The organism is Chroococcidiopsis cubana SAG 39.79, from assembly GCF_003991895.1.
GTDB lineage: Bacteria > Cyanobacteriota > Cyanobacteriia > Cyanobacteriales > Chroococcidiopsidaceae > Chroococcidiopsis > Chroococcidiopsis thermalis.
Map to the genome: position 1 here is coordinate 1 of NZ_RSCK01000278.1, position 799 is coordinate 799.

Genomic DNA, 799 nt, shown 5'->3' on the forward strand with positions numbered 1-799 from the left:
CTGCTTAAAATTAGCCAAGCTGGCTACTCAGGAATTATCGTGCCGATTTTCGGATTTATCCCATTAAGTTGACAATGCCCTGATTTACATATATCTATAGTTCCCCGACTTTTTCGTTCATTTCGTATGTTACGCTCATTTCGTATAATTAGGAGTAGAGGTAGCTCGCCCTTTTCACGCTCCGACCTCTAGTTCACGATGGGTCGGACACAAGGAGAGCGTTCTTTCAATTCCAACACCATTGGAAACATGACACTATCGGCTCCCCGTTCCTTCGACATCATTGCACCGACAGCAGAAGATTCTGCAATCGCCCAAGCCAGCAGCCAAATTTTGGCATCAATTGTGGACTCGGACGCATCTCACTGCACAATTAGGGTGATGCTAGATGACACACAAGGTGAAGCGGTTACTATCCCAACATCTGCGTTGCGTCTTTTCGTTGACATTTTGACCCAGATGGCTAAAGGCAATGCTGTCAGCATCGTTCCCATCAAAAAGGAACTCACTACCTCTGAGGCAGCTGACATTCTAAATGTCTCCCGTCCCTATTTAGTAGACTTACTGGAGTCGGGAAAAATTCCTTTCCGCAAAGTTGGAACCCGTCGCCGGATTCTCTATCAAGATTTGATGACATACAAACACCAGATTGACGAAAGGCGGCGGCAAGCCCTGGCTGAGTTGGCAGCCCAAGCCCAAGAACTAAACATGGGTTACGAAGGTATTGTCAACTTAACTCGCAAGCAGGATGATGGTAGTGGCTCAAATCAGCTCGCGACTGCTTGTCCATGTACTCCCG

Annotated in this window: 1 pseudogene; it reads left to right on the plus strand. The window is 47.2% G+C overall.

The annotated features are described in order from the left end of the window. Positions 1-249: 249 nt before the first annotated feature. A pseudogene (locus DSM107010_RS37885) lies at positions 250-717 on the plus strand (helix-turn-helix domain-containing protein); the annotation flags it as partial. Positions 718-799: the final 82 nt, after the last annotated feature.